Here is a 26,002-nt window from a genome sequence, read left to right as displayed (position 1 = left end):
CCATACTGGGTGCCATGCGTCAGCACACGATCTTCGTCTTTACCTATGGCACCCGGCCCGCCGGGTGTCATGGTCGTGCTGCTTGAGCAACTGACGAGCGACCTTCCAGACGCCCCGGGCCGACAGGCCCGGGGCGTTTTGGCGTTCGGGGGCCGTCGGACCGGGGCCCGTACCCGACCGGGAGTCCGACCATGAGCATCACCAGCACCTCCGCCGCCACGACCACCGCGCCCGCCGCCGCGCCCGCCGCCACGACCACCGCCGTGCCCGCGGCCACACCGGCGGAGCCGGCCACCGCCGTGAAGAGCCCGAAGACCCCGAAGACCCCGACGGAGATCACCGGGGCGCACACCGAGGAGGCCGCCGCGCTGATCGGCGGCGCCCGGACGCGGATCGACGCGCTGGACGACCGGATCATCGGCCTGGTGCAGGAACGGATGGCGGTGTCGGCGGTCATCCAGGAGGCGAGGATCACGTCCGGGGGCCGCCGGGTGAACCTCTCCCGGGAGATGGAGGTGCTCAACCACTTCCGGGACGCGCTCGGGAAGCCCGGTACCCCGCTCGCGATGACGCTGCTGGAGCTCTGCCGCGGCCGGGTGTGAACCCGGCGCGGAGCGGGGATGCGCGGGGCGCGCGGCTGCGCGCAGGACTGTACGGCCGCACCCCCGTTCGGTCGCCGTCTCACCCGTACGGAGCGTGTCCGGCCCCGACCGGGCTTCGTTGTTCGGGGTGTCCGTGCCAACCAGGGGCGGCGTCGGCAGGAAAGCGCGTGTGGCTCCGCTCGGACGTGTGACGTATCTCAGGTGCGTCGTGGGACCGCGTCCCGGCGTCAGGGTCCGTATCGAGTTCTGGGCCCCGCCCGGAACCTGATACGGACCTGGTGGCCGGTCGGCAGGGGACAGCAGCCCGGTCACCCGTGGGGGCCGGCTCCGGGGACGCCCGGAGCCGGCCCCCTCGGTTTGTCCTCCGGGAGCCCTTCGGCTCGCGGACCGACCCGTGGGCCGACGCCCTCAGTCCTTCTCCGCCCGCTTCGGCGGTACGGCCGGGATGCCCAGGAACGGCAGCTTCAGCGCGCCGAACGCCTCCTCGGGCACCGCCGGTGCGACGGGCTCCACCGGAGTCAGCCGCTCGTACACCTCGCCGGGGGCCGGTCGCGGGTCGGGTTCTCCCTTGTTCGGCCAGAACGACATGGCGCGTTCGGCCTGCGCGGTGATCGTCAGCGACGGGTTGACGCCCAGGTTGGCGGAGACCGCCGAGCCGTCCACGACGGAGATGCCCGGGTGGCCGTGCAGCCGGTGGTACGGGTCGATGACGCCCTCGGCCGGGCTCGCCCCGATCGGGCAGCCGCCGAGGAAGTGGGCGGTGAGCGGGGTGCCCATCAGCTCGCCGATGTTGGACCCCGCGAAACCGTTGATCTCCTCGGCGAGGAGCGAGGCGGCCTGCGTCGCCTCGGCGATCTGCGTCGGGTTGGGTGCCCCGTGCCCCTGGCGGGCGGTGAGCAGGCCCTTTCCGATGCCGCTGGGCTTGCGGTAGGCGGTCAGCGAGTTGTCGAGCGACTGCATGACGAGCCCGATGATGGTCCGCTCCGACCACTTCCGGTTGGAGAGCGAGCGGGCCGCGATCGTGGGGTGCCTGACCACGCTGCCCAGCCAGGCGAGCACCCGCCGCTTCGCGAAGGGCACCTGGAGGATGGTGAGGCCGCCCATGGCGTTGGAGCCCTTGCCGTAGCGGACCGGCTCGATGTGGGTGCTGGAGTCCGGGTGGATCGACGAGGTGATCGCGACGCCCTTGGTGAAATCGGGCTTCGTGCCGTGCCTGCGGCGGTAGCGGCGGTCGCTGGTCTGCGCGCCGACCAGCCCCTCGGAGTTGGTACGGGTCAGCTCGCCGAGCCGGTCCGAGAGCCGGGGCAGGCGTCCCTCGTCCTTCATCCGGTGGAGCAGGGTCTGGGTGCCGTACGTGCCCGCCGCGACGACCACGTACCGGGCCCGCAGCGTGGTGGGCGCGGCCTTGCGGCGGCGGTCGGTGGGGACGGTCGCGACCCGGTGGCCGCCCTGCGGGTCCTCGGTGACGGAGAGCACGGTGGTCATCGGGTGGATGACGGCTCCGGCCTTCTCGGCGAGGTGGAGATAGTTCTCGGTGAGGGTGTTCTTCGCGCCGTGGCGGCAGCCGGTCATGCACTCGCCGCACTCGGTGCAGGCCTTGCGGGCGGGCCCCGCGCCGCCGAAGTACGGGTCGGCGACCGTGCCGCCGGGCTCGGCCTTCGCCGTGCCGTCGGCGTCCCGGCCGTCGCCGAAGAACACCCCGACGGGTGCCAGGTGGAAGGTGTCGCCGACGCCCATCGCCTCGGCGGTCGCCTTGAGGTGCACGTCGGAGGGGGTCGTCGTCGGGTTGAGCCGGACCCCGAGCATCCGGGTGGCCTGGTCGTAGTAGGGCCGCAGCTCGTCCTGCCAGTCGGTGATGGAGGCCCACTGGCGGTCCTCGAAGAACGCGGCGGGCGGCACGTACAGCGTGTTCGCGTAGTTGAGCGAGCCGCCGCCGACCCCGGCTCCGGCCAGCACCATGACCTTGCCGAGGAGGTGCACCCGCTGGATGCCGTAGAGGCCGAGGGCGGGGGCCCACAGGTAGTTCTTCAGGTCCCAGGAGTTCTTGGGGAGCGTCCCCGGGGTGAAGCGGCGGCCCGCCTCCAGCACGCCGACCCGGTACCCCTTCTCGGTCAGGCGGAGCGCGGAGACCGCCCCGCCGAACCCCGAGCCGACGACGAGGACGTCGTAGTCGAAGGCGGCCTCGGAAGAGGTGCCGGAGGCAGTGCCGGAGGCGGTGCCTGAGGCGGTCTCGGAGGCGGTCTCGGAGGCGGTGTCGGCCTGGTTGCGGGCAGGGCTGTCCTCGGGCATGGCTCTCCTCGTCGCGAACCTCGGGTGGAACCTTCTTGATCTGTCTGTACGGACGTCGGCTGCCCGGGGCGTGCCGGACGGGTCAGCGCAGCCGGAACGCCTTCATCGCCTTGAGGCTGCGGCTCATGAACGCCGCGTACTTCTCGTCGTCCATCCCGAAGGCCGGGGCGAGCGGGATCAGCCGCTGCTGGGCGACGGTCTGGGCCTCGGTGTACTTGAGGATGCCCTCGGAGCCGTGCCGGCGGCCGAGGCCGGAGTCCTTCATGCCGCCCATCGGGGACTGCACGCTGCCGTAGGCGGGGGCGTACCCCTCGTTGATGTTGACCGTGCCGGTGTTCAGGCGGGCGGCGACCCGGTGCCCGCGCCGGGAGTCCTTGGTCCAGACGCTCGCGTTGAGGCCGTACGGGGTGGCGTTGGCGAGGGCGATCGCCTCGTCCTCGTCGCGGAAGCGGTAGACGGAGACGACCGGACCGAAGGTCTCCTGGGCGCAGACCTCCATGGGCGCCTCGACGCCTTCCAGAATGGTCGGCTCGTAGAAGAGCGGGCCGATGTCGGGGCGCGCCGTCCCGCCGGCGACGAGGGTGGCGCCCTTGGCGACGGCCTCGTCCACGTGCCGGACGACGGCCTCCAGCTGGCGTTCTCCGGCGAGCGAGCCCATGTCGGCGCCGTACGCGAGGGAGCCGCCGAGCCGCATCGCCTTGGTACGCGCGGCGAACCGGGCCAGGAAGTCGTCGGCGACGGACTCGTGGACGTAGAGCCGCTCGATGGAGATGCAGAGCTGGCCGGCGGAGGAGAAGCAGGCGCGGACGGCTCCGGCTGCGGCCTTCTCCACGTCGGCGTCGGCCAGCACCAGCATGGGGTTCTTGCCGCCGAGTTCCAGCGAGACGCCGACGAGCCGGGCCGCCGCGCCCTGGGCGACCTCGCGGCCGGTGCGGGTGGAGCCGGTGAAGGAGACGTAGTCCGCGCGCTGGACGACCTCGGGGCCGACGACCGGTCCCTCGCCGAGCACCACCTGGAAGACCTCGGCGGGCAGCCCGGCCTCGACCAGCAGGTCACGGGCCCAGAGGGCGGTGAGCGCGGTCTCGGTGTCGGGCTTCATCACGACGGCGTTGCCGGAGACGAAGGCGGGCAGCGCGTCGCCGACGGAGAGTTCGAGCGGGTAGTTCCAGGGGGCGATCTGACCGACGACCCCGCGCGGCTGGCGCAGTTCGGTGACCTTGGTGAGGGTCGGCACGACTCCGGTGTGCCGCTTCGGGCGCAGGTACGCGGGTGCCTTGCGCCCGTAGTGACGGGAGGCGACGGCGACGGCCTGCACCTCCTCGTGGGCGTGCAGCCGGGCCTTGCCGGTCTCCAGCTGGATGAGGTCGAGCACCTCGGCCTGGCGCTGGAGGACGAGGTCGTGGAAACGGAGAAGTACGGCGGCCCGGGCGCGTACGGGGGTGGCGGCCCAGGCGGGCTGGGCGGCGCGGGCCCGTTCGAAGGCGGTCGCCACGTCCTCGGGGGTGGACTCCGGCAGGTCGGCCAGCTTCTCCCCGGTGATCGGGGTGTGGTTGGCGGTCCGCCCGGAGCCGACGACGCCCCGGACCAGCCGGGCGACCAGGTCGGGGGTGACCACGTCGGCCGCCGTGCGTACGCCCGCCGGGGCCGGGGCCACCGGGTTGGTGCCCGGGGTGGCCGCGGCCGTCAGGGGGTCCGCCGCCTTCGGGTCCGCCGTCTTCGGGCCGGCTGCCTGCGAGTCCGCTGCCTTCGAGTCCGTCATGAGGGCGAGGGTAAGTCCACCGGACGACTTTGGGTACCCGTGGGTAACAGCCTTTTCACACTCCCCACACCCAGCCAGCGATCACTGGCGGCATAACCGCTGATCAGGGCGGTTGCCGGTGCGGCGGCAGGAATTCGGGGCGGCGGCCCGGCCCTCGTACCAGACCCTCGCACCCCTCCCGAGGACCCGCCCCGCGCGACCCACCCGGCACACACGGCCGGGCATGCTCACCGCCCCCTCGTGCGGGTCACTCGACGGACGCGGGCGGGCGCCAGCTCCTGAGCATCGTGTCGAACAGTTGCCGGGTGTCGTCCCAGTCGTCCACCGGAGCGGTCAGGTAAAGCGCGTACTCCGGCCCTCCGGTCTCGCCGGCGAAGTACATCTGGTCGATGCCGCGCCGCTCCCCGGGATGGTCCTTCGTCTCGGTCCAGGTGAACTCCCAGATCGAGCCGGGGTAGTCGCGGAAGGTGTTCTCGTCCAGGGAGATGCGGCTGTACCCGGGCAGCCGGTTCCTGAGGTTCTTCTCCATCTCGAGCATGTGGGTGTACGGGGTCTCGAAGTCGGGCGCCGGGTCAAGGCTGATGCGGATGCGGTGCCCGCCCTCGTCCGGGGTGTAGTCGATCTGGGTGCCTTCCGTCCGGCGTTCCCAGCCCTCGGGTACGGCGATGGTGAAGCCGGCCGGGTCCTCCACCCGCTTCCAGCCCTCCGGTATCGGGCCGTCCGCCAGTCCGCCGGTGCCGTCGGACGGCGAGGCGGCGTCGGAGGGGCCGGCCGAGGAACCCGAGGAGCTGCCGTCCGAGGGGCCCGGAGTGGCGGACTCCCTCGCACTGAGCGTCGGCGAGGGCGGCGCGGCGTCGTCGCCCGAGCCGCCACCGGCGAAGTGCATCGCGCCCAGTCCGGCCCCGGTGCCGAGCACCGCGGCGACCACCACGGCCACCACCGTGTTGCGCCGCCGCGATCCGGGCTTCGGCCCGGTCGCCGCGGTGGTGGTGCCCGGCGGTGTCCCGTACGGAAGGCCGGCCGGCGGTGTGGGGGCGCCGAACCCGGGCGTGGGCGGGGCCGTCACCGGCTGCCCGGCCGGGGTGGCGTGGCCGTGGGTGGGCGAGCTCTGCGCGGTCCCGGGGCCCACCGGTGCGGTCGGCCCGGTCGCCCGACCCGTCTGTCCCGCCCGTACGGCGGTCGGCCCGGTGGCCTGCGCCGCCGTCCCACCGGCCGTCGCCTGCGGGGCCGTCTCGTTCCGGGTCTCGCCCGGGTAGTGCCGCGTGTCCACGTACACCTGCGCGGTGCGCGGTTCGCGGCCGGTCAGCACGGAGCGGAGCATCCGTTCGGTCTCGGCGGCCGAGGGCCGGCCCGCCGGGTCCTTGCAGAGCAGGGCGGCGATCACCGGGCCGAGCGTGCCGGCCGACGGGGGGATCGACGGTTCGTCGGTGACGACCGCCTGCATGGTCGCGATGGGGGACGAGCGCCGGAACGGCGACCGGCCGTCGATCGCCGCGTACAGCGTGGCGCCGAGCGACCAGAGGTCGGAGGCGGGGCCGGGGTCGTGGCCCTGCACCCGCTCGGGCGCCAGATAGTCGATGGAGCCGATGAGTTCGCCGGTCCGGGTGATGGTCGAGTCGCCCTCGATGGCGGCGATGCCGAAGTCGGTGAGAAGGATCTGTCCGTCGCGGGCGAGCAGCACGTTGCCGGGCTTGACGTCCCGGTGCAGCACTCCGGCGGCGTGCGCGGCGCCCAGCGCGCCGAGCACCCCGAGCCCGATCCGCGCCGCCTCGTGCGGGGTGGACTCACCGTTCTCCTTGGTGGAGTCGGCGAGTGACGGCCCGTCGACGTACTGCATGACGATCCACGGGCGGTCGTCGTGGTCCAGCACGTCGTGGACGGTGACGACACCGGGGTGGCTGATGCGGGCGGCGGCCCGCGCCTCCTTGCGGGTACGGGCGTGCAGGACGAGCCGGTCGGCCTCCGCGACGTACAGCCCGGCGGTCAGTTCCTTGACGGCGACGGTGCGGTGGAGCAGTTCGTCCTGCGCCCGCCACACCTTGCCCATGCCGCCCCGGCCCAGCACGTCCTCCAGCCGGTACCGCCCGGCGAGCACCAGCCCCGGCGCCGTCGCGGCGGCCTTCCCGGTGCGCCTGCCGCTGTTCGATGAGTGATCCACGTGTCGTCCCCGCCCCGTTCCTCGGGTGCCAGATTACGGAGGGGCCGGGAGCCGGGGAACCTCGCACCGCCCACGAGACCGCACTGTGATGACCCCGCACGGCGTCGTACCGGCACATACCGGACCGTCAGGAGGTGACCTTGTACGAGGAGATGACCTGCTGGTAGATGCTGGAGACCTGATCGCGCTCGTTGACCGGGCCGATGACCTGGATGACGTGGTACCGGCCGTCGACGATCATCGCGAGGTTGCGGACGTACACCTCACGGCCGTTGACGTCCTGCCAGGTGTACTGCCCCTCGGCCATGGCCTGCCGGCCGACGTCGACCCGGCGGAGCCCCATGGCCGTGGCCCAGGAGGAGTCCCGGAACGGCTGCAACTCCGCTTCCTTGTCCCGCTGGTAGGCCAGCGGATCGGAGCCGTTGGCCTGCACGGTGTCCCGGCCCGGCACGACGACCAGGCTGAACCCGTCGCTGCCGTAGCGGATCTGTCCGTCGGAGTTGGCCGGGCTGCGCTGCCAGTCCTTCAGCACGCCCACCTCGAACCCCTCCGGGTCCGTGCGGAGCGTGTACCCCGGCGGCAGCGCGACGGCGGAGCGGCTGGTCTGCGGATCCTGGGTACCGGGCGCTTCCGTGGACTTGCCGGTGGCCGAGGGGGACGGCTTCTCGGCGGGCGGTGCCGAACCCGCCTCAGGCGCGGAGGAGCCGGTGGCCGCCGGCGTGGAGGCGGCGCCGGTGCGCGTACCGGAATCCTTCTTCGGCATGAACGCCATCGCGTAGACCACGGCGGCCGCCAGCGCCAGCAGGATGAGCACGAGGAACAGCCGGCCGAGCCGGCGCGGCGGCCGGTCGCCGTTGTCCCGCAGCACCTTGGGCTCGCGCGGTCCGCGCGGTGGCCTGCGGCTCTGCGTCTCCTGGGGCTGGTGGTACGCGTGCTGCTGCGGGGGCTCCCGGTACTCCCGCTCGTCGGTCTCCGGGTAGGCGTGCAGCCCCAGGGACTCCAGCCCGCCCTCGGCCTGGACGCCCGGACCGCCGTGGGCGCCCTGGCGGTGCCGGCCCTGCGCGGCGGAACGGAAGCGGCGGCCCCTGCGCCTGCGCACGAGCTCGCCCTTACGGCGGACGATGGGCAGCTTGGTGGCGTCGTCGGCGGGCAGCGGTACGACGTCCGAGCCCGCTTCGGGCTCCGGGGCGGACCGGATCAGGGAGCGCAGCCAGCCGCGGAGCTCCTCGAAGTCGGGCCGCTCGGCGGGGTCCTGGCGCAGCAGCGACTCCACGACGGGCCGCAGCGGACCGCACTCCTCCGCGAAGGCGGGCGGCTCTCCGCACACCATCTGGACGAGCTCGGCGGCGTTCTCCTCCGGGTAGGGCGCGTGGCCCTGGACCGCGCGGTAGAGCAGCGCGCCGAGCGCCCAGAGGTCGGTGGCGGGGCCGATGGGAGGGGCGAGCTGCCAGTTCTCGTGGACCGGTCCGGCCTGTTCGGGCGCCCACCGCTCGGTGACGGCTCCGACGACGGCGATGCGGGTCTGCCGGGCGCGTTCGGCGGCGAGCGGGGTCGCGGGTCCCCGGTAGACGGGCCCCTGGTCACCGGCGGCGACCACGGCGTCCCAGCCTCCGGCCGGGACCCGCTCGACGGCGGCCCGCGAGCGGGCTGCGGGCAGCACCTCTCGGCGGGTGTCCGCCCGCAGGGAGTCGGCGCCGGAGCCACCGGCGGGTACGGGGCGGCCGGAGTGGCCGTCCTCCCAGGAGCCGGCGAGGTGGACGCGGCGGCCGGGCGCGGCCGGGCCCGGATCCTCCGGGTCGTCGTCCTCCTCGTCGTCCTCCTCGTCGTACCGGTCGGGGTAGAGGTCGGCGGACGAGCGGCCCCAGCCGCTGGGCAGCGGGGGCAGCGCCCCGGCGGCGGGACGCGGCGGCGGCAGCAGCCCCGGCCCCTCGGACGCCTCCGCGAGCCGCTGCTCCTCCGCGAGGCGCGCTTCCTCGGCCCGACGCCGCTCTTCGGCGAGCAGTTGCTCCTCGGCCCGGCGCCGCTCCTCCGGGAGCCGCTGCTCCTCGGCGCGCTGTTGCTCCTCGCTGACCCGGGCCGAGGCCGCGAGGGCGCCCGCGCGGTAGGCCGCTATGGCGCCGGCCCGGGCGGCCCGCAGTTGTGCGGCGCTCGCGGCGCCGGGATCGGCGGGCGGCGTCTCCGGGCCCGGAGGGCGGTGCTGCGGGACGGCGGGGGGTGCGGCAGGGCGAGGCACCAGCTCGTGGCTGCCGCCCTCCACCACCGCGGGAGGCGCGACCGGCGCGGGAGGCGCGACCGGCGCGGGGTGGTGCGCGCCGGGGTACGCCCGGGCACCCTTCGCGTACGGGTCACGGGGTTCGGGCCGCGGTGCGTACTCCGGACGGCCGGCGTACGGGTCGGGAGCGGTGTACGGGGCGGGGGCGGGCGTCGCGGGCGGAAGCGCGGCAGGCGTCGGCGGAAGCGCGGCGGGCGTCGCGGAAGGGTACCCGCCCTCGCCCGCGTACTCGCCCTCACCCTCGTACTCGCCCTCGCCCGCGTACTCGCGCTCGTCCTCGTACGCGTCACCGTCCTCGTACGCGTCACCAGCCTCGTCGCCGACGTCGTCGCTGTTCCCGTCCTCCTGCCGCCGGGGCGGGAGTTCGGGTTCCTCCAGGTCGGGCCGGGGCACGGTGACGTACCCGCAGAGGGCCTCCTCGGCGGCGCCCGCCGCGAGGCCGGTCAGCATCACCCGGCCGTCGTCGCAGACCAGCACCGTGCGCACGGTGATGTTGCGGTGGGTCCAGCCGTGCGCGTGCAGCACCCGCAGGGCGGTAAGCACGTCGGAGCCGATCTCGGCGGCACGGTAGGGGTTGAGGGGGCGTTCGGCCAGCAGCGCGGCGAGGGGGCGAGCGGGGACCAGCTCGCTCACGATCCAGAGCGAGCCCGCCTCGGCGAACACGTCGAAGACCTGGTCCAGTCGCGGGTGGTCCGGGACCTGGGCGGCGGCCTGCGCGGCCTCTATCGCCCGGCGCACCACCGGGTCGGAGGAGCGGCGGACCGCCCGGCCGGTGGCCCGGCGCACGGGCGACGGCCGGCCGTCGCCGTCGAGCACCTCGGCGTCGACGACCTCGGGCAGCGGTACCTGCCGGACCAGGACCTCCTGGCCGCTGTAGGTGTCGAAGGCCCGGGTTTCCAGGAGTTCGTAGGCGTCGTTCGGCGGCAGCGGAAGGCGGTAGCGGTCGGCAAGCACCCGACCCGCGTAGTCGTCCACGACGCCTCCCCAGAGCGCACGGTCCCCCGGTCACGAGATCCGTACGAGCCGTCACGTCACGGTCAATTGGGTACATATGACACGTCGTCACGGCTGCTCACGGTTCTCAGCCTCTTACGATACGTGGCAGGACGCGGCGGCGTGTCCGGGTCGCGCCAACCCGGGCGGTCGGGGCCGGACCCGGCGCTCTCCGGCCGGTGCGGTGACCGCCCGCCGGGCGGTCACCGGCGGGCGTCAGTCCTTCGGCGCGAAGGTGGCGAACGCGGTCTCGCGCAGGGTGCGGCACTCGTCCTCGTTCCACTCCGCGGCCGGGCAGCTCACCATGATCGCGTAGCCGTGCGTGGAGTCGGCCCGGAAGCCGCGGTTGAGGACGTGGACCCGCTCGCCGTTCTGGGTGCGCTCGAACTCCCAGTCGGCGACGGTCGGGTAGCCGTTGTACTCGACCTTCCTGATGCCGATGTGCTTGTAGTCGTTGCTCGAACTCCTCACCGCGGCGAGTGCGCCGTTCCACGCGGCGGCGGCGTCCTTGCCGGGTGAGTCGTTGTAGTCGATCTGGACGCGCGGGAAGGCCCCCTTCGACGCGTTGTAGATGCCGCCCGAGCTGCTGCCCGCTATGGCGGTGCGCCGGTAGGAGCCGGGCATCGCCATGGTGAAGTGGAAGAGGCTGTCGGTGACCGTCTTGTAGCCGTCCGGCAGTGCGCCCTTGCCGCCCTTGTCGTCGCCACCGGACGGGGCCGCGGATCCCGACGGGGTGCCGGCCGTGGACGGGCTCGCGGAGCCGTCGGACTTCCCCTGGCCCTGCGTGCCGTTCTTCCCGGTGTCCTCGTCCTTGCCGGAAGCATCGGCGCCGCCGGTGGCCCCGGCCGTGCTCGACTGCCCGCCGGTGCCCTTGGCGCCCGTGTCGTCCCCGCCGCCGAGGCTGAGCGCGAGCACGGTGCCGATGACGGCGAGCACCACGATCCCGGCGATGATCGCCAGGGTCCGGCGCGGCACCACGTCGGTGAGCGAGGCGCGGGTGGACGCGGCGGGGCCGCGCGGCGGCAGCCCGCCGTCCGCCGAGGCGGTGGCGGCCACCGGAGTGTCCGGGGTCGCGGCGGGCCTGGCGGTAACGGGCTTGGCTGCGGGCGTGCTCGCCGGACTCGCGGCCGAGGCGCCGCTCGCGGCCCCTGCGGACCCGGCGGCGGACCCGGCAGCGGCGGCCTTCGAGTTCCGAGCGGCGCGCAGGGCGCCGCGCAGCCGGTCCCGGGTTCCCTCACCGGTACGGGAGGACGCCGGCGTCGCGGCGTCACCGGCGGGCTCGGCGCGGTCCGAGGGGGCCGGGCCGACACCGGTGGGGACGGCCATGACCTGGGTGGCGTCGGCCGGCGGCTTCTCGGGCGCCGTGACGACGGCGGTGAGCAGGGCGCGCGCACCGGCGTCGTCGAGCCGCTGCTCGGGGTCGCGGGTGAGGAGGCCGTAGATGACGTCCTTCAGCGGACCCGCGTTCTTCGGCGGGTCGAGCGGTTCGGTCATCACGGCCGTCAGCGTGGCGATGGCCGAGCCCTTGTCGTAGGGCGGGCTGCCTTCCACGCTCGCGTAGAGCAGGCCGCCGAGCGACCAGAGGTCGGCGGGCGGTCCGGGCTTGTGGCCGCGGGCGCGCTCCGGCGAGATGTACGAGGGGGCACCGACCAGCATGCCGGTGGAGGTGACCGAGGGGTCGCCCTCGACCTGGGCGATGCCGAAGTCGGTGAGGACGACCCGGCCTTCCTGGGATATCAGCACGTTGGACGGCTTCACGTCCCGGTGCAGGATGCCCTCGCGGTGCGCGGAGCGCAGTACGTCGAGAATGGCCAGACCGACCTCGGCCGCCCGTCGGGGCGTCAGGGTGCCGTCCTCGCGGATGACTTCGGCGAGGGACTTGCCCTCGACGAGTTCCATGACGATCCACGGCCGGTCGTCTTCGTCCACCACGTCGAAGACGGTGATCGCGCTGGTGTTGCGGATCCGCGCGATCGCCTTCGCCTCGCGCAGGGTGCGCGTGATCAGCCGCCGCTTCTCCTCCTCGTCGATGGCCGAGGGGAACCGGAGTTCCTTCACCGCCACCGTGCGGCCCAGCGTCTCGTCGTCGGCGCGCCAGACGGTACCCATACCGCCCCGGCCGAGCACCTTTCCGAGCCGGTACCGTCCCGCGAGAAGACGTCCCTCGGTGTCCCGTTGGGGCCCGTTTGCCTGCTCCGCCTCCGACATGCGTCCCCTCTGCGATCAACCCGCCCTGGCAGAGCGTTCATTGTCCCTCACCCCGGGACCGGTTCTGGTCCCGGGTCCTGGGTCGGCCCCGGGAAAGCGCCGAAGGGGCTCCGCCGTACGGCCCCCGGGCGCCCGCGAACGGCTCCTCGGGCGGTGCCCCGGCACCCCGCCGGACCGGTGCGCCGGAGGCGTGCTCCATCTGGAAGCGGGTGCCCGCTCGCCGCCCGCCCATGCCTCGGGCAGGCCGTGCGGCGGGCGGGCGCGGGCCGCACCGGGACACTGCGCGGCCCCGTCGCGGCCCCCGCTCCGGGCGTGCGACGTCCCGTCAGATCGGCACGATGTCCGGTGCGCCGAGCCGCGCCGCGTCCGCCGTCAGGTCGTCGGGCTGGCGCTGCGACTCCCGTTCGGCCTCGACCCGCTTCTCGTAGTGCTCCACCTCGCGGTCGACCCGGTCAGCGTCCCAGCCCAGCACGGGGGCCATCAGCCCGGCGCAGACGCGGGCGCTGAGGGTACCCCGGTCGAAGGTCTCGATGGAGATCCGGGTCCGCCGGGTGAGGACGTCGTCCAGGTGCCGGGCGCCCTCGTGGGAAGCGGCGTAGACGATCTCGGCCGCCAGGTAGTCGTCGGCGGCGGGCAGCGGCTCGCCCAGCGCCGGGTCCTCGGCGATCAGCGCGAGAAGCTCCTCGGCCAGCGAGCCGTACCGGTTGAGCAGGTGCTCCACCCGGACGACGTGCAGCCCGGTGGCGGCGGCGATCCGGGCGCGGGCGTTCCACAGGGCGCGGTACCCCTCGGCGCCGAGCAGCGGTACGTCCTCCGTGACGCATTCGGCGACCCGCTGGTCGAGCCCGTGCACGGCCTCGTCCACGGCGTCCTTCGCCATCACCCGGTACGTCGTGTACTTGCCGCCCGCGACCACGACCAGGCCGGGCACCGGGTGCGCGACGGTGTGCTCGCGGGAGAGCTTGCTGGTGGCGTCGGACTCACCGGCCAGCAGCGGGCGCAGCCCGGCGTAGACGCCTTCGACGTCGTCCCTGGTCAGCGGGGTGGCGAGCACGGTGTTGACGTGTTCGAGGAGGTAGTCGATGTCGGCGCTGGAGGCGGCCGGGTGGGCCTTGTCGAGGCTCCAGTCGGTGTCGGTGGTGCCGACGATCCAGTGGCGGCCCCACGGGATCACGAAGAGGACGGATTTCTCGGTCCGCAGGATCAGCCCGGTCGAGGAGTGGATGCGGTCCTTGGGCACGACGAGGTGGATGCCCTTGGAGGCGCGGACGTGGAACTGTCCGCGTTCGGCGATCAGCGCCTGGGTGTCGTCGGTCCACACGCCGGTCGCGTTGACCACCTGCTTGGCCCTGACCTCGTACCGGCCGCCGGTCTCGACGTCCTCGACCAGGGCGCCGACGACGCGTTCGCCCTCCCGGAGGAATCCGGACACCCGGGCGCGGTTCGCCGCGTGCGCGCCGTAGCTCACGGCGGTACGCACCAGGGTGGCGGTGTAGCGGGCGTCGTCCATCTGGGCGTCGTAGTACTGGAGGGCTCCGACCAGGGCGTCCTTGCGGAGCGCGGGGGCCACGCGCAGGGCGCGGCGGCGGGAGAGGTGGCGGTGGACGGGGAGCCCTCGTCCGTGCCCGGAGGAGAGGGACATCGCGTCGTAGAGGGCGACGCCGGAGCCCGCGTACAGCCGCTCCCAGCCCTTGTGCTGGAGGGGGTAGAGGAACGGCACGGGCTTCACGAGGTGGGGGGCGAGGCGTTCCAGCAGCAGTCCGCGTTCCTTGAGCGCCTCGCGGACCAGGGCGAAGTCGAGCATTTCCAGATAGCGCAGGCCGCCGTGGATGAGCTTGCTGGACCTGCTGGAGGTGCCGGAGGCCCAGTCGCGGGCCTCGACCAGTCCGGTGGAGAGTCCTCTGGTGGCGGCGTCCAGCGCCGTCCCGGCGCCGACCACGCCCGCCCCGACGACCAGTACGTCCAGTTCGTGTTCGGCCATCGCGGCGAGCGCCTCGGCGCGCTCGGCGGGTCCCAGTGTCGATGTCCTCAACTCTGCCTCCCGGTGGATCGGGGTGGGCGGTCATCGGGCGGTGCGTCCGTGACCGTCCGGCCGGGCCGGTCGTGCCCACGTCCCGATTCTGTCCGCGACGGGCGACTTCAGCCACCGCCTGTGGACAACACCCCGATGACGGGGGACGTCGAATACGACATATAGGTCATATTTACGCCTAGTCTGACATAGCACGGCCCACAGCGGTTGCGCTTCGGTCCCCAAGACCCTAGGGAAGGACGGCCCCTCGCATGCCCGCAGACCTCGCGGTCATCGGCCTCGGCCACCTCGGCCTGCCCCTCGCCCAGGCAGCGGTCGCCGCCGGTATCGACACCATCGGCTACGACACCGATCCCCGCCCGTACGCGGATCTCAGCGCGGGCCGCACCCCGGTCGAGGGATCGCTCACCGCGTCCGAGGTCCGCAGGATGCTCTCCCGGGGCTTCCGCCCCACCACCAACGCCACCGAACTCGGCCGGGTGCGCACCGCCGTGATCTGCTCCCCCACCCCCCTCGGCGCCGACCGCACCGTCGACCTGACGGCCCTGGGCGACGCCGCCCGCGCCCTGGCCGCCCGGCTGCGCCCGCACACCACGGTGCTGCTGGCATCGGCCGTACCCCCCGGCACCACCGAGAACCTGCTGCGCGGGCTGCTCGAAGAGGGCTCCGGGCTGCGCGCGGGCCGCGACTTCCACCTCGCCTGCTCCCCCGGCCGGCTGGACCCCGGCAACCGCACCCATACCTACGCGAACACCCCGCAGGTCATCGGCGGTCTCACCCCCGCCTGCACAGAGTCCGCCGCCGCGTTCTACGGCCGGCTCACCGACAAGGTGGTACGCGCCAGGGGGCCGCGCGAGGCGGAGATGACCAAGGTGCTGGAGACCAACTTCCGGCACGTGAACATCGCCCTCGTCAACGAGATGGCGGTGCTCTGCCACGAGATGGGCGTCGACCTCTGGGACGTCGTCCGGTGCGCGGAGACCAAGCCCTTCGGCTTCCAGGCGTTCCGCCCGGGCCCCGGGGTCGGCGGCCACGGCGTCCCGCTGGACCCCGGCGGCGTCCCGTACCCCGGCCGGGCCGCCGCCGGCTCGCCGCTGCGGCTGGTCTCCATGGCGCAGGAGATCAACGACCGCATGCCGAGCTACGTGATCCGGCGCAGCGCCACCCTGCTGAACGAGCACGGCAAGTCCGTGCGCGGCGCCCGCGTCCTCCTCCTCGGCGTCACCTACAAGCCGGACAGCGCCGACCAGGAGGCGTCCCCGGCCCGGGAGATCGCGAGCCGCCTGATGGACCTGGGCGCCCAGATCGGCTACCACGACCCGCACGTCCTGGACTGGCGCGTCCGCGACGCCCCCGTCCCCCGCGCCGACTCGCTGTACGAGGCGGCGGCGGCGGCCGATCTGACGCTGCTCCTCCAGCACCACCGGACGTACGACCTCCAGGGGCTCGCGGTGAAGGCGCAGCTGCTGCTCGACACCCGGGGGGCCACTCCGGCGGGGGCAGCACACCGGCTGTGACGGACGGGCACCGCGTGGTGAGCGGGGGCGGCCGCGAATACCGGTGGGGCGATGTCACAGGCGACTGCTAGCCTGCGGCGTCACCTTGCGCACAGTCGTGCGCATCTGTCGCACACTCGTGCGCGCATCCGTCCCCGGGGGATTTTCACCATGAGCCAGCCCGTGCCGCCGCCCAGCCAGCCCCAGCCGCCCGCCGGCGGGCTGCCCGCCGGCGGGCAGCCCGTCGAGGGCAACCCGTACGCCGCCGCGCAGCCCGCGGCGCCGGCGGCGGCACCGACCGGGTCGCCCGCGGCCCCGCCCGCCGGAGCCCCCCTGCCGCCCCCGACCGGAGCGCCGGTCTACCCCGCAGCCCCGGGCGCGCCCACCGGAAACCCCTTCGCACAGCAGCAGCCCGGCCAGCCGGGCCAGCCGGGCCAGTTCGTGGGGACGCCGTTCGCGCCCGTCGCCGCTCCGGTCCGCAACAACCTGGCCCTCGGCCTGCTCGCCTCCTTCGGCACGGCCCTCGCGGTCGGCGCGATCTACGGCGGCATCACCGGCTCCACCGAGCGCGAGTTCGTCTACGCGGCGGTCGTCGTCGGCCTGCTCGTCGGCTGGGTCGCCGGCAAGGTCGGCGGCCGCAACCCCCTGCTGCCGATCGCCGCCGTGGTGTTCTCGCTGGGCTCGGTCTACTTCGGCCAGCTGCTCGCCGACGCGATCATGGCCTCGAAGCAGCTCCCGGTCTCCGTCTCGGACATGTTCTTCCAGCACTTCGGCGTGCTCCAGGACATCTGGAAGGAAGACACCGACTTCCTCAGCGTCGTCTTCTTCGGGATCGCCGGTTTCGCCTCGTTCTCGGCCGCCAAGAAGATCTCCGACTGACGAGTCCGGGCACACGCAGAGGGTCCCGGCCACCATGTGGTGGCCGGGACCCTCTGCGTGTGCGGTACGGATCAGCGGCGGTGCTGCGAGTCCGCCACCGTCACCTCGACGCGCTGGAACTCCTTGAGGTCGCTGTAGCCGGTGGTGGCCATCGCGCGGCGCAGGGCGCCGAAGATGTTCATCGAGCCGTCCGGGGTGTGCGACGGACCGGTCAGCACCTCCTCGGTCGTACCGACCGAGCCGAGGTCCACCAGCTTGCCGCGCGGCACGTCCTCGTGGACGGCCTCCATGCCCCAGTGGCGGCCGCGGCCCGGAGCATCGGTGGCGCGGGCCAGCGGGGAGCCCATCATCACGGCGTCGGCACCGCAGGCGATGGCCTTCGGCAGGTCGCCGGACCAGCCCACGCCACCGTCGGCGATGACGTGCACGTACCGGCCGCCGGACTCGTCCATGTAGTCGCGGCGGGCACCCGCCACGTCCGCCACCGCGGTCGCCATCGGCACCTGGATGCCGAAGACGTTGCGGGTGGTGTGCGCGGCGCCGCCGCCGAAGCCGACCAGGACACCCGCCGCTCCGGTGCGCATCAGGTGCAGGGCCGCGGTGTACGTGGCGCAGCCGCCGACGATGACCGGGACGTCCAGCTCGTAGATGAACTGCTTGAGGTTGAGCGGCTCGGCGGCACCGGAGACGTGCTCGGCGGAGACGGTCGTACCGCGGATGACGAAGATGTCCACCCCGGCGTCGACGACGGCCTTGGAGAACTGGGCGGTGCGCTGCGGGGAGAGCGCGGCGGCGGTGACGACACCGGAGTCGCGCACCTCCTTGATGCGCTGTCCGATCAGCTCCTCCTGGATCGGCGCGGAGTAGATCTCCTGGAGGCGACGGGTCGCGGTCTCGACCGGCATCTCGGCGATCTCGTCGAGCAGCGGCTGCGGGTCCTCGTGGCGGGTCCAGAGACCTTCCAGGTTGAGGACGCCGAGCCCGCCCAGCTCACCGATGCGGATGGCGTGCTGCGGGGAGACGACGGAGTCCATGGGAGCTGCCAGGAACGGCAGCTCGAAGCGGTAGGCGTCGATCTGCCAGGCGATCGAGACCTCCTTCGGGTCCCGGGTCCTGCGGCTCGGTACGACAGCGATGTCGTCGAATGCGTACGCCCGGCGGCCGCGCTTGCCGCGCCCGATCTCGATCTCAGTCACGATGTGTGGCCTCTTTCCCTCTACGTCTGCGCTGACCAGTATCCCCGACACACGGCGGAGGGGCGGCCCGGGGAACCCCGGCCCGCCCCTCCCGCACCGCGCGGGTGCTACTTCCTGCTGTAGTTCGGCGCCTCGACCGTCATCTGGATGTCGTGCGGGTGGCTCTCCTTGAGACCGGCCGACGTGATGCGTACGAAGCGGCCCTTGCTCTCCATCTGGTCGACGGAGGCGGCGCCCACGTACCCCATGGTCTGGCGGAGGCCGCCGACGAGCTGGTGGAGGACGTTGGCCAGCGGGCCCCGGTAGGGCACCTGTCCCTCGATGCCCTCGGGCACGAGCTTGTCGTCGGAGGACACCTCGGCCTGGAAGTAACGGTCCTTGGAGTACGAACGGCCCTGGCCGCGGGACTGCATCGCGCCCAGCGAGCCCATGCCGCGGTAGGACTTGAACTGCTTGCCGTTGATGAACATCAGCTCACCCGGGGACTCCTCGCAACCGGCGAGGAGGCTGCCCAGCATCACGCTGTCCGCGCCCGCGGCGAGCGCCTTGCCGATGTCGCCGGAGTACTGCAGACCACCGTCGCCGATGACCGGAACACCCGCGGCGCGGGCGGCGAGGGCGGCTTCGTAGATCGCGGTGACCTGCGGGACGCCGATACCGGCGACCACGCGGGTCGTACAGATCGAGCCGGGTCCGACGCCGACCTTCACGCCGTCGACGCCGGCGTCGATCAGGGCCTGGGCACCGTCGCGGGTGGCGACGTTGCCGCCGATGACGTCTATGCCGACGCTCGACTTGATCTTCGCCATCCAGTCGAGGGCGTTGCTGTTGTGGCCGTGCGAGGTGTCGACGATGAGGAAGTCGACCCCGGCGGAGGCGAGCGCCTGGGCGCGGTCCAGCGCCTCGGGGCTGGCGCCGACGGCCGCGCCGACCAGCAGACGGCCTTCGGCGTCCTTGGCGGCGTTCGGGTACTGCTCGGCCTTCTTGAAGTCCTTGACCGTGATGAGGCCCTTGAGGAGGCCCGCCTCGTCGACCAGCGGCAGCTTCTCGATCTTATGGCGGCGCAGCAGCTCCATCGCCTCCACGCCGGAGATGCCGACCCGGCCGGTGACGAGCGGCATCGGGGTCATGACCTCGCGCACCTGGCGCGAGCGGTCGGACTCGAAGGCCATGTCACGGTTGGTCACGATGCCGAGGAGCTTGCCCGCGCCGTCGGTGACCGGCACACCGCTGATGCGGAACTTCGCGCAGAGCGCGTCCGCCTCGCCGAGGGTGGCGTCGGGGTGCACGGTGATCGGGTCGGTGACCATCCCGGACTCGGACCGCTTGACCAGGTCGACCTGGTTCACCTGGTCCTCGATCGAGAGGTTGCGGTGCAGCACGCCCACGCCGCCCTGACGGGCCATCGCGATCGCCATCCGCGACTCGGTCACCTTGTCCATGGCGGCCGAGAGCAGCGGGATGTTCACGCGCACGTTGCGGGAGATCAGGGACGAGGTGTCGACCGCGTTGGGCAGGACCTCCGACGCGCCCGGCAGCAACAGCACGTCGTCGTATGTCAGCCCGAGCGTCGCGAACTTCTCAGGCACTCCGTCGACGTTTGCAGTCATGACACCTTCCCCAAATGGTCTTGATCGGTGCGGATGTCCATGCTAACGGCCTTCGGGGGTGTCTCATTCCACGAGCAAGATCGTCGGAGCGCTCCGTAGATTCCTACAGAAGCCCGGAACGCCGGGGAAACCGGGGGCCGGACCGGGAGACGCCGCCGCGGGTGCGGCCGAAGTCACTGCTCGGCGAGGGCTCGCAGCCGGCTGAGCGCGCGGTGCTGGGCGACGCGTACGGCGCCCGGGGACATCCCCAGCATCTGTCCGGTCTCCTCGGCGGTCAGTCCGACCGCGACCCGCAGGACGAGCAGCTCGCGCTGGTTCTCCGGGAGGTTGGCGAGGAGCTTCTTGGCCCAGGCGGCGTCACTGCTGAGCAGGGCGCGTTCCTCCGGGCCGAGGGAGTCGTCGGGGCGTTCGGGCATCTCGTCGGACGGGACGGCCGTGGAACCCGGGTGGCGCATCGCGGCGCGCTGGAGGTCGGCGACCTTGTGTCCGGCGATGGCGAAGACGAACGCCTCGAAGGGGCGGCCGGTGTCGCGGTAGCGCGGCAGCGCCATGAGCACCGCCACGCAGACCTCCTGCGCCAGGTCCTCGACGAAGTGACGGGCGTCACCGGGCAGCCGGTTCAGCCGGGACCGGCAGTACCGCAGTGCGAGGGGGTGGACATGGGCCAGCAGGTCGTGTGTCGCCTGCGCGTCGCCGTCCACGGCCCGATGCACCAGGGCAGCGATCACCGTCGTCTCGTCGTCGCGCATCGGACCATGGTGCCTCGGTGCCGACCGCTCCGCGCCATCGCGTTCAGAGTTGTGCACCGAAGCGTTACGAGCGGGTGCGCCGGATGTCATGTCCTGCGCCCTCCCCTTCCGCTGGATCCGCTGGTCCGAATCGTCGTTCCCGAGGAACTCCACAGCTCAAGGATGCGTCATCGGCCGGGAAGCGTCACCCACCGCCGCCGCGACCGGCCCGCCACGGGCGGGCGGCCCCACTCGTGCCCTCCGTCGCCCCGTCCGCGGGTCCGCGGACGGGGACGATTCCGGCACATGGGCACCGGCGGACCCTCAGCGCACCAGACCCCAGCGGAATCCGAGCGCCACCGCGTGGGCCCGGTCCGAGGCGCCGAGCTTCTTGAAGAGCCTGCGGGCGTGGGTCTTGACCGTGTCCTCGGAGAGGAACAGCTCGCGCCCGATCTCCGCGTTGGAACGGCCGTGGCTCATGCCTTCGAGCACCTGGATCTCGCGCGCGGTGAGCGTGGGGGCCGCACCCATCTCCGCGGACCGCAGCCGGCGCGGGGCGAGCCGCCACGTCGGGTCGGCCAGGGCCTGGGTCACGGTGGCCCGCAGCTCGGCGCGCGAGGCGTCCTTGTGCAGGTAGCCGCGGGCACCGGCGGCGACCGCGAGCGCGACACCGTCCAGGTCCTCGGCGACCGTCAGCATGATGATCCGGGCACCGGGATCGGCGGAGAGCAGCCGTCGGACGGTCTCCACTCCCCCCAGACCGGGCATGCGTACGTCCATCAGAATCAAATCCGAACGGTCGGCCCCCCAGCGGCGGAGTACTTCCTCGCCGTTGGCCGCCGTCGTCACACGCTCGACGCCGGGCACGGTCGCAACCGCGCGACGGAGCGCCTCTCGGGCGAGCGGGGAGTCGTCGCAGACGAGGACGGATGTCATGACCGTCCTCCGCAGCTGATGTGCGTCACCTTGAGCCTCCAGGCTGATACAAGTCGTCACCTGTGCGGTTGACCCCCTCGGACATGTGCCCGAGCCGGTTCGTCGCCAACCGCCTCCGCACTCTCAACGATGGTCACTCGAAAGAGTTACGGGTCGGACCGTAGGGTTCGGCACTCTACGTGAAGGTGCGCATACGGAGCGGATCGACGCGGGCGCTTCACCCTTCAACCGAAAGTCCACGGGTTGGCGTGCCCTATTTGGCGGGATTTCTTCCCTTTTGCTGGTGTCTGTGACTAGATTCGCAATCAGTCATATTTACATCTACTACGACCGTAGATGTACGGTCGTGACCTGGGTCACCGAGAACGCTCGGTCACTGAGGGTTCCCGGTCACCGAGGAACTGAGGATCGGCCACCGACGGACGACGACGGACTGCGACTGCCGGGACGACGTCTCCGGCAGAGCACGGTTTCGAGGGGACAAGCAATGGCAGATTTCTCCCGCCTTCCCGGACCCAACGCGGACCTGTGGGACTGGCAGCTGCTCGCGGCCTGCCGAGGGGTCGACAGTTCACTGTTCTTCCACCCCGAGGGCGAACGCGGAGCCGCCCGGAGCGCCCGCGAGACCTCGGCGAAAGAGGTGTGCATGCGCTGCCCGGTACGTGCCGAGTGCGCCGCCCACGCACTGGCCGTGCGCGAGCCCTACGGAGTGTGGGGCGGCCTGACCGAGGACGAGCGCGAAGAGCTGATGGGCCGCGCCCGCAACCGCCTGATCACGGCGTCCACCCACGCGGGTCCCGGCGACAGCGCGCGACCCGACTGAGCGGCCCGCGCCGCCCCGTACCGCAGGAACGTTTCACCATCCACGGTCCGCCCCGCCGGGACATCCACGGACCGGGGCAGCGTCGTGCTGTCAACGGGCCGTGCCAGTGGGCTCGCGCCGTCGGCGCCGTCGGCGCCGCCGCGCCGTCGGTACGACCGTGCCGTCAGCGGGCCGCCGCGAGCGACAGTTGTTCCAGCGTGGCCGCCACCGCCGGGACCCGGGCCAGGTCCGGCAGTGTCAGCGCCACGATCTCGCGCACGACGGGCGGCTCCACCGTCACGGTCACGGCCCCCTTGGGGCGTACCGACTCGATCGCCAGCGCGGGCAGTACCGCCACCCCGAGCCCGGCACCGACCAGCCCGATCACGGCGGGGTAGTCGTCGGTGGCGAAGTCGATACGGGGGGTGAAGCCGGACTCCTCGCACACCTCCACGAGCTGCCGGCGGCAGCGCGGGCAGCCGGCGATCCACGGGTCCCCGGCGAGCTCGTCGATGTCGATCGCCTCCGTCCCTGCCAGCCGGTGGTCCTCGGGCAGCAGGCCGATCAGCCGGTCGGCGAGCAGCGGGCGTACCACCAGGTCGCCCCAGTCGCCGTCGCCGCCCTCACCGCCGCCGCCGTCGCCCGTGTTTCCGTACCGGAACGCCAGCGCGATGTCGCAGTCCCCGTCGCGGAGCATCTCCACGGACCGGGGCGGCTCCGCCTCCACCAGCGAGACCTGGGTACCGGGGTGCTCGGCGCGCAGTGCGGCCAGGGCACCGGGGACCAGGGTGGAGCTGCCGCTGGGGAAGGAGACGAGCCTGACCCGGCCCGCGCGCAGCCCCGCGATGGCGGCGACCTCCTCTTCGGCGGCGGTCAGCCCGGCCAGGATGCCGGAGGCGTGCCGCACGAGGGCCTCGCCCGCCTGGGTGAGCCGCATCTCCCGGCCGGTACGGATCAGCAGGGGCGTGCCGACCGACGATTCCAGGGCCTTCATCTGCTGGCTGACGGCGGGCTGGGTGAAGCCCAGTTCGCGGGCGGCGGCGGAGAACGAGCCGGTGGTGGCGACGGCACGCAGGACGCGGAGATGACGGGCTTCGATCACCCCTCCACCATAAGCGTCGCTTCTGGTGATCGCGAAAAATAGGCATGCGGCTTTGATGTCCGCCGTTCTAACCTTTCCCCATGCATCTGCTGACCGTGAACATCGGAAGTCCCCGGCACTCCGAGCACTCCAGTGCCCGCGACGGCCTCACCGGCATCGACAAGCGCCCGGTGGAGGGGCCGGTGGCGGTGACCGACCCGGGTCCGAAGGGCACCGGCGGCAGCGGTCTGGCCGGGGACGCCGTCTGCGACCTGCGTCACCACGGCGGGAGCGACCAGGCGGTGTACGCGTACGCCCGGGAGGAGCTCGACGCCTGGGAGGAGAAGCTGGGCAAGCCGCTGCCCAACGGGATCTTCGGCGAGAACCTGACGACCCTCGGCCTGGAGGTCAGCGAGGCGCTGGTCGGCGAGCGGTGGCGGATCGGCCCGGACCTGGTCCTGGAGGTGACCGACGGCCGCGTACCGTGCCGGACGTTCGCGGGCCATGTACAGGAGGAGCGCTGGGTGAAGCGCTTCACCCAGGAGGCGGTCACCGGCGCGTACCTGCGGGTCATCACGCCCGGTTCGATCAGCGCCGGGGACCCTATCGAGATCGTCCACCGCCCGGACCACGAGGTGACCGCCTCCCTGGCGTTCCGCACGTTCACCGACCGCACCCTGCTGCCGAGCGTGCTCCCGGCGGGCGAGGCGCTGCACACCGAGTTGCTGAAGGCGGCGCGGGAGTACGTGGCGAAGCAGGGGGTCTGACGGACCGGGCGGGGCGGCCGGAGCCGTCCGGCCGGCTGCCGCCGTTCGCGATCGGCGAGGATGTGGCCCTCCTCCCCGCACGAAAGCGAGCCGGCACATGACGCAACCCGCTCCGGTGGACCTGATCCACCTCCCCGGTCCGGACGGGGAGCGCTGCGTCGTACGGGTCACGGGGCGGTCCGTTCCCGGTGCGCTGACCGGTCACGACATCCTGTGCGCGGAGGTGCTCCTCTCGGCGGGCTTCGCCGACGCCCGGCTCGACTTCCACCTCCTGCCCGTCGACCTGGACTCCTGGGAGCGGGAGCTCTCCGGCCTGGTTCCGGGCGGGACGGCATCCCTGGGCGGAGACGGCGAGCTGGGTCTCGGCATCCACGTCCACGAGGACGGCGGTTGGCTGTCGATCGAGGTGGATGCCCCGGACCGGATGACGGTTCTGTGGGGAACACGGCCCCACGAAGGCTGGATCGCCGAGCACCGGGAGCGCCTGGAGCAGGTCCGGCGGGTCTGGCCGCGCGAGGTCGTCGAGACGTCTCCGGGTGCCTACGCGTGGAGTCCCGGCCGGAAGCGGTGACGGCCCGGAGCTGTCCGGACGTACGGAGGCGGGGCCCCGCACACCTGGGTGTGCGGGGCCCTGCCTCGTAGAGCTTCGGACGGTACGTCAGGCGGCTTCGACGGCGGCCTTCGCGGCCGGGGCCTCGCCGGCCTCGTCCTTGTCGGCGGCCGGGCGGACGAGGCCCGGGATGAACGCGGCGACGGCGGCGGCGACCAGGGCGACGCCGCAGCCGACCGTCAGGCCGACGCGGAAGCCGTCCTCGGAGGCGAGGGTGTGGCCGCCGAGGTTGATGGTCATCTGGGCGAGGACCACACCGATGACGGCCGAGCCGATGGTCGTACCGAGCGAGCGCATCAGGGTGTTGAACCCGTTGGCGGCGGCGGTCTCGGAGATCGGGACCGAGCTCATGATCAGGGCGGGCATCGCGCCGTAGGCGAGGCCGACGCCGCTGTTGATGACGATTCCGACGATCATCAGGCCCCAGGCGGAGCCCATGAGGACGAGGGAGAGGCCGTATCCGGCGGAGATGACGAGCGCGCCGAGGACGAGGGCGATCTTCGGGCCGCGGGCGTTGATCAGCTTTCCGCCGAGCGGGGAGACGATCATCATCATCACGCCGCCGGGGGCCATCCAGAGGCCGCACGCGAGCATCGACTGGCCCAGACCGTAGCCGGTGGCCTCGGGGAACTGGAGGAGCTGCGGGGCGATCAGCATGAAGGAGTACATGCCGACGCCGACCAGGATCGAGGAGATGTTGGTCATGAGGACGCGGGGGCGAGCGGTGGTCCGCAGGTCGACCAGCGGGTCGCGGGTGCGGAGCTCGTAGAAGCCCCAGAGGCCCAGGGCGACGACGGCCACGGCGAACAGGCCGAGCGTGGTGCCGGAGGCCCAGCCCCAGTCGGCGCCCTTGGAGATGGCGAGCAGCAGGGAGACCAGGCCGATGGCGAGCCCGACCGCTCCGGGTGCGTCGAAGCGCTGGCCCTTGGCCCCGGCGGGGACGTCGGGGACGAAGGTGTGGATCAGTACGGCGACGATCAGCGCGAGCACCGCGGAGCCCCAGAACAGGACCCGCCAGCTCGTGTACTCGGCGACGGCGGCGGAGATCGGCAGGCCGAGGGCGCCGCCGATACCCATGGAGGCGCTGACCAGAGCGATCGAGCTGCTGAGCTTCTCGGCGGGGACCACGTCACGGAGGAGCGCGATGCCGAGCGGCACCATGCCCATGCCCATGCCCTGGAGACCCCGGCCGATGATCATCGGCACGATGGAGGAGGACAGCGCGCAGACCACGGAGCCGACGATCAGCGGGACGGCGCAGGCCAGGAGCATCCGGCGCTTGCCGAGGAGGTCGCCGAGGCGGCCGGTGACCGGCACGCAGACGCCCGCGACGAGCAGCGTGACCGTGATCACCCAGGCCGTGTTCGAGGAGGAGGTGTGCAGGATCTGCGGGAGCTCGGCGATCAGCGGGGTGACCAGGGTCTGCATGATCGCGGCGGCGGTGCCGGCGAGGGCCAGCGTGGTGATCACGCCGCCTGTGCGGGCCGTGGGCTGGGGGGCATCCATAACGCGATTCCTCGATGGGGGTCGGGACGGGAGGTCCGGGACGAAAATCGGGCGGGCTGGAGCGGGGCGGGGAAAGGG

Annotated in this window: 18 protein-coding genes; 6 read left to right on the top strand and 12 right to left on the bottom strand. The window is 72.8% G+C overall.

Annotation, left to right across the window (positions count from 1 at the left end; genetic code table 11):
- The first annotated feature begins 299 nt into the window (after positions 1 to 299).
- The gene (locus tag OHA55_RS19830) at positions 300 to 602 is read left to right on the top strand and encodes a chorismate mutase (RefSeq protein WP_323180480.1); all 303 of its coding nucleotides are present in this window, start codon (positions 300 to 302) and stop codon (positions 600 to 602) included.
- Between the two features lie 408 nt (positions 603 to 1,010).
- Here the strand turns inward: OHA55_RS19830 and OHA55_RS19825 are convergent, their stop codons facing one another.
- The 6 genes from OHA55_RS19825 to OHA55_RS19800 form a co-directional block, all read right to left on the bottom strand.
- Positions 1,011 to 2,891 carry a GMC oxidoreductase gene (locus OHA55_RS19825; protein WP_266708173.1) on the bottom strand — a complete coding sequence of 627 codons (1,881 nt, stop codon included), beginning with the start codon at positions 2,889 to 2,891 and terminating at the stop codon, positions 1,011 to 1,013.
- 82 nt (positions 2,892 to 2,973) lie between these two features.
- Positions 2,974 to 4,650 carry a succinic semialdehyde dehydrogenase gene (locus tag OHA55_RS19820; RefSeq protein WP_266708171.1) on the bottom strand — a complete coding sequence of 559 codons (1,677 nt, stop codon included), beginning with the start codon at positions 4,648 to 4,650 and terminating at the stop codon, positions 2,974 to 2,976.
- 247 nt (positions 4,651 to 4,897) lie between these two features.
- Entirely contained in the window at positions 4,898 to 6,745 is a 1,848-nt protein-coding gene (locus OHA55_RS19815) for a protein kinase (RefSeq protein ID WP_266710822.1), read from the bottom strand.
- 190 nt (positions 6,746 to 6,935) lie between these two features.
- Positions 6,936 to 10,055, bottom strand: coding sequence for a protein kinase (locus tag OHA55_RS19810; RefSeq protein WP_266708168.1), 3,120 nt, complete (start codon positions 10,053 to 10,055; stop codon positions 6,936 to 6,938).
- A 234-nt stretch (positions 10,056 to 10,289) separates the two neighbouring features.
- The gene (locus OHA55_RS19805; protein WP_266708166.1) at positions 10,290 to 12,281 is read right to left on the bottom strand and encodes a serine/threonine-protein kinase; all 1,992 of its coding nucleotides are present in this window, start codon (positions 12,279 to 12,281) and stop codon (positions 10,290 to 10,292) included.
- Positions 12,282 to 12,606: 325 nt separating this feature from the next.
- A complete protein-coding gene (locus tag OHA55_RS19800) occupies positions 12,607 to 14,313 on the bottom strand; it encodes a glycerol-3-phosphate dehydrogenase/oxidase (protein ID WP_266708164.1) in 1,707 nt (568 codons plus the stop codon).
- A gap of 251 nt (positions 14,314 to 14,564) precedes the next feature.
- On the opposite strand from OHA55_RS19800, the gene OHA55_RS19795 reads away from it, so the two are divergent.
- Positions 14,565 to 15,830, top strand: a complete 1,266-nt coding sequence (locus OHA55_RS19795) for a nucleotide sugar dehydrogenase (protein ID WP_266708162.1) — start codon at positions 14,565 to 14,567, stop codon at positions 15,828 to 15,830.
- A 150-nt stretch (positions 15,831 to 15,980) separates the two neighbouring features.
- On the top strand, positions 15,981 to 16,688 hold the full coding sequence (locus OHA55_RS19790) for a hypothetical protein (RefSeq protein ID WP_266708160.1): 708 nt from the start codon (positions 15,981 to 15,983) through the stop codon (positions 16,686 to 16,688).
- A 71-nt stretch (positions 16,689 to 16,759) separates the two neighbouring features.
- Here the strand turns inward: OHA55_RS19790 and OHA55_RS19785 are convergent, their stop codons facing one another.
- The 4 genes from OHA55_RS19785 to OHA55_RS19770 all read right to left on the bottom strand — a co-directional run bounded on the left by OHA55_RS19785 (position 16,760) and on the right by OHA55_RS19770 (position 21,158).
- Positions 16,760 to 17,884 (bottom strand): GuaB3 family IMP dehydrogenase-related protein, encoded by a 1,125-nt coding sequence (locus OHA55_RS19785; RefSeq protein WP_018101158.1) that lies wholly within the window; start codon positions 17,882 to 17,884, stop codon positions 16,760 to 16,762.
- Positions 17,885 to 17,991: 107 nt separating this feature from the next.
- Positions 17,992 to 19,494 carry an IMP dehydrogenase gene (gene guaB / locus OHA55_RS19780; protein WP_266708158.1) on the bottom strand — a complete coding sequence of 501 codons (1,503 nt, stop codon included), beginning with the start codon at positions 19,492 to 19,494 and terminating at the stop codon, positions 17,992 to 17,994.
- Between the two features lie 173 nt (positions 19,495 to 19,667).
- A complete protein-coding gene (locus tag OHA55_RS19775; RefSeq protein WP_266708156.1) occupies positions 19,668 to 20,243 on the bottom strand; it encodes a sigma-70 family RNA polymerase sigma factor in 576 nt (191 codons plus the stop codon).
- Between the two features lie 303 nt (positions 20,244 to 20,546).
- Complete coding sequence (locus OHA55_RS19770) at positions 20,547 to 21,158, bottom strand: response regulator transcription factor (protein ID WP_003948568.1); 612 nt, start codon at positions 21,156 to 21,158, stop codon at positions 20,547 to 20,549.
- Positions 21,159 to 21,645: 487 nt separating this feature from the next.
- Here OHA55_RS19770 and OHA55_RS19765 point away from each other — a divergent pair, with 487 nt between their 5' ends.
- Positions 21,646 to 21,981, top strand: a complete 336-nt coding sequence (locus OHA55_RS19765) for a WhiB family transcriptional regulator (RefSeq protein WP_266708154.1) — start codon at positions 21,646 to 21,648, stop codon at positions 21,979 to 21,981.
- Between the two features lie 163 nt (positions 21,982 to 22,144).
- Here OHA55_RS19765 and OHA55_RS19760 read toward each other — a convergent pair whose 3' ends face one another.
- On the bottom strand, positions 22,145 to 23,062 hold the full coding sequence (locus OHA55_RS19760; protein WP_266708152.1) for a LysR family transcriptional regulator: 918 nt from the start codon (positions 23,060 to 23,062) through the stop codon (positions 22,145 to 22,147).
- An 80-nt stretch (positions 23,063 to 23,142) separates the two neighbouring features.
- Between OHA55_RS19760 and OHA55_RS19755 the strand changes: the two genes are divergently transcribed.
- Together OHA55_RS19755 and OHA55_RS19750 are read left to right on the top strand one after the other, a co-directional pair.
- A complete protein-coding gene (locus OHA55_RS19755; RefSeq protein ID WP_266708150.1) occupies positions 23,143 to 23,808 on the top strand; it encodes an MOSC domain-containing protein in 666 nt (221 codons plus the stop codon).
- A gap of 97 nt (positions 23,809 to 23,905) precedes the next feature.
- On the top strand, positions 23,906 to 24,379 hold the full coding sequence (locus OHA55_RS19750) for a DUF5959 family protein (protein ID WP_266708148.1): 474 nt from the start codon (positions 23,906 to 23,908) through the stop codon (positions 24,377 to 24,379).
- A gap of 87 nt (positions 24,380 to 24,466) precedes the next feature.
- Here the strand turns inward: OHA55_RS19750 and OHA55_RS19745 are convergent, their stop codons facing one another.
- On the bottom strand, positions 24,467 to 25,924 hold the full coding sequence (locus tag OHA55_RS19745; RefSeq protein ID WP_266708146.1) for an MFS transporter: 1,458 nt from the start codon (positions 25,922 to 25,924) through the stop codon (positions 24,467 to 24,469).
- Positions 25,925 to 26,002: the final 78 nt, after the last annotated feature.

Source organism: Streptomyces sp. NBC_00102 (genome assembly GCF_026343115.1).
In the GTDB taxonomy this organism is placed as follows: domain Bacteria; phylum Actinomycetota; class Actinomycetes; order Streptomycetales; family Streptomycetaceae; genus Streptomyces.
This window is presented reverse-complemented; position numbering and strand designations above follow the sequence as displayed.